Source organism: Streptomyces sp. NPDC057010 (assembly GCF_042673805.1).
Lineage (GTDB): Bacteria > Actinomycetota > Actinomycetes > Streptomycetales > Streptomycetaceae > Streptomyces.
The window spans coordinates 1-3,421 of sequence record NZ_JBHUSC010000120.1 but is presented as its reverse complement, the minus strand read 5'-3'; the positions used below and the strand labels follow the sequence as shown (position 1 = coordinate 3,421).

Here is a 3,421-nt window from a genome sequence, read left to right as displayed (position 1 = left end):
GGCGGGGAGTTGCCCGCCCCGGCCCGCCGGACCCGGTCCATCGGTGGATCAGCCCTCGGTGCTCAGTGTCCGGCGCCGTCCACCACGCCCGCCCACTCGTCGAGCAGGGCCTGCGCCGAGGCGTCGTCCGGGCCTTCGGCCCACAGGTGGGTGACCGCCTCCGCCGGGTCGGGCAGGACCAGCGCCCACCGCCCGTCGGCCTCCACGACCCGCACCCCGTCGGTGGTGTCCACGGTCCGGTCGCCCGCCGCCTCCACGACCCGGCGCATCACGAGCCCCTTCACCGCCCACGGCGTGGGTACGTCCCGCTTGAGCACGTGGGCCCGCGGGATCCGGGCGTCGATCTGGCTCAGCGTGAGCTGCGTCCGCGCCACCAGCCCGAGCAGCTGCACGAAGGCCGCCGATCCGTCGAAGACGCTGCTGAATTCGGGAACGATGAAGCCGCCCCGGCCGTCTCCACCGAAGATGGTGTTCTCCGCCCGGCCCACCCGCGTCAGATCGTCGGGCGAGGTCGTCGTCCACTCCACCTGCGTGCCGTGGTAGGCCGCCACCTGCTCGGCGACGCGCGTCGTGGTCACCGGCAGGGCGACCTTGCCGCTGCGCTTCTCCGCGGCCACGAGGTCGAGCATCACCAGCAGCGCCCGGTCGTCCTCGATGATCCGCCCGCGCTCGTCGACCAGCGAGATCCGCTCGCCCACCGGGTCGAAGCGCACCCCGAAGGCGGCCCGTGCGGAGGCCACGATCTCCCCGAGCCGCACCAGCCCGGCCCGCCGGGACTCGGTGGTCTCCGTCGGCCTGGACTCGTCGAGCCCGGGATTGATCGTCAGCGCGTCCACGCCGAGCCGGCCCAGCAGGCTGGGCAGGACGAGCCCGGCGCTGCCGTTGGAGGCGTCCACGACGACCTTGAGGCCGGCGTCGCCGATCCCGTTGATGTCCACCCGCCGCAGCAGCGAGCCCGTGTAGGAGTCGAAGACGCTGGAGGGGAACTGCAGGTCACCGATCTCGCCGGGGAACGCCCGCCGGTACTCCTGACGCGCGTACACGCGGTCCAGCTTGCGCTGCCCGGCCTGCGAGAGGTCGGCGCCCCGCTCGTCCAGGAACATGATGTCCACGGAATCCGGCACTCCGGGCGAGGTCCGCAGCATGATGCCGCCGGCACTGCCCCGCGCGGTCTGCTGCCGCGCCACGGGCAGGGGTACGTTCTCCAGGTCCCGTACGTCGATGGCGCTGGCCTGGAGCGCGGAGATCACGGCCCGTTTGAGGGCTCTGGCGCCGCGGGAGTGGTCGCGGGCCGTGGTGACGATCGCCCCCTTCTTCAGGGTCGTCGCGTAGGCACCGGCGAGCCGGACCACGAGCTCGGGGGTGATCTCCACGTTGAGGATGCCGGAGACCCCGCGCGCCCCGAACAGATGTGCCTGTCCGCGGGATTCCCAGATCACCGAGGTGTTGACGAAGGCGCCGGCCTCGATGGTCTTGAACGGGTAGACCCGCACGTTCCCCTGGACGATCGATTCCTCGCCGACGAGGCACTCGTCGCCGATGACGGCGCCGTCCTCGATGCGGGCGGAACGCATGATGTCGGTGTTCTTGCCGATGACGCAGCCGCGGAGGTTGCTGTGGGGCCCGATGTACACGTTGTCGTGGACGACGGCCTTGTGCAGGAAGGCCCCGCTCTTGACGACGACGTTCGACCCGACGACGGTGTGCTCGCGGATCTCCACCCCGGCCTCGACCTTGGCGTAGTCCCCGATGTACAGGGGCCCGCGCAGCACCGCGTCGGGGCTGACCTCGGCTCCTTCGGCGATCCACACCCCGGGGGAGATCTCGAAGCCGTCCATCTCGACCTGGACCTGGCCTTCGAGCACGTCGGCCTGCGCCTTGACGTAGCTCTCGTGCGTGCCGACGTCCTCCCAGTAGCCCTCGGCGACGTAGCCGTAGATCGGCCGGCCTTCCTTCATCAGCTGTGGGAAGACGTCTCCGGACCAGTCCACGGAGACGTCCGCGTCGACGTAGTCGAAGATTTCCGGCTCCATCACGTAAATGCCGGTGTTGATGGTGTCGGAGAAGACCTGCCCCCAGGTCGGCTTCTCCAGGAAGCGCTCGACCTTTCCTTCCTCGTCCACGATGGTGATGCCGAATTCCAGTGGATTCGGCACCCGGGTCAGGCAGACGGTGACGAGGCCGCCCTTCTCCTTGTGGAAACGGATCAGGTCGGTGAGGTCGAAGTCGGTGAGCGCATCGCCGGAGATGACAAGGAACGTGTCGTCCTTCAAGGCCTCCTCGGCATTCTTCACGCTGCCGGCGGTGCCGAGTGGCTTCTCCTCGTTGGCATAGGTGAGCTCCATTCCGAGCTCTTCGCCATCCCCGAAGTAGTTCTTGACGAGCGAGGCCAGGAACTGCACGGTGACCACGGTTTCGCTGAGCCCATGCCGCTTGAGGAGCCTGAGCACATGCTCCATGATCGGCCGGTTGGCCACCGGCAGGAGCGGCTTGGGCATGCTCGAGGTCATGGGGCGAAGGCGGGTGCCTTCGCCACCGGCCATCACGACGGCCTTCATGTCGGAAGAGTCCTCCTTGAGAGACGACGGTCGGGCCGACCTCACCCACGTCTCGGGCGGTGACTCCGCAAAGCCTTCCGGGTCATCCGGCGCCTGGCGAGCTCAATCGGCCGTGGCGTCCGCCTTCACCAGACGGCGGACTTGGACCACGTAAAGGATTCCTGCCCACCAGTAGAGGGTTGTACCCCATCCCGCGAACGCCCATCCGAAAACTGAGCCCATCCAGGCCAACCAGCCCGTGCCGTCACTGAGCAGCAGCAAGGGGAACGCGTACATCAGGTTGAAGGTGGCGGCCTTGCCGAGGAAGTTGACCTGCGGCGGCGGATAGCCGTGGCGACGCAGGATCCACACCATCACCAGCAACATCACTTCACGCGCGAGCAGCGCTCCGGTGACCCACAAGGGCAGAATCTCGCGATAGGTCAGACCGAAGAGCGTGGACAGGATGTACAGCCGGTCCGCGGCCGGATCCAGCAGCCGGCCGAGGCTGCTGATCTGATTCCAGCGGCGCGCGAGTTTCCCGTCGAGGTAGTCGCTGACCCCGCTGAGCATGAGGACGGCCAGGGCCCATCCGTCGTGCTTCGCCAGGATCAGCCACAGGAACACGGGCACGCCGACCAGGCGAGCCATGCTCAGGATGTTCGGAATGGTGAAAATTCGGTCAGTCTGAACCCGAGTCTCCTGGACCTCCACCCGGGGGCCTCCACTGTGACTGTAGAAAAGTAGAACGATGCCCCTTGACCCTACAGGAGCCCCGTCCTGCTCCTGAACGCAGAAAAGCCCCGCACCGGACCCCTGAGGGTTCGGTGCGGGGCTTCCCGCAATGATTGTTCGGCGGCGTCCTACTCTCCCACAGGGTCCCC

Annotated in this window: 2 protein-coding genes; both read right to left on the bottom strand. The window is 68.0% G+C overall.

Annotated features, from left to right (window positions below):
• Positions 1-62: 62 nt before the first annotated feature.
• Positions 63-2,558, bottom strand: a complete 2,496-nt coding sequence (locus ACFTXQ_RS36460; protein WP_382649933.1) for a sugar phosphate nucleotidyltransferase — start codon at positions 2,556-2,558, stop codon at positions 63-65.
• 102 nt (positions 2,559-2,660) lie between these two features.
• Positions 2,661-3,251, bottom strand: coding sequence for a CDP-alcohol phosphatidyltransferase family protein (locus tag ACFTXQ_RS36455; RefSeq protein ID WP_382649931.1), 591 nt, complete (start codon positions 3,249-3,251; stop codon positions 2,661-2,663).
• Positions 3,252-3,421 lie beyond the last annotated feature (170 nt).

Bases quoted from the DNA above. Each gene is read 5' to 3' on its own strand.
- ACFTXQ_RS36460 (WP_382649933.1), bottom strand. From the start codon at position 2,558: ATGAAGGCCGTCGTGATGGCCGGTGGCGAAGGCACCCGCCTTCGCCCC.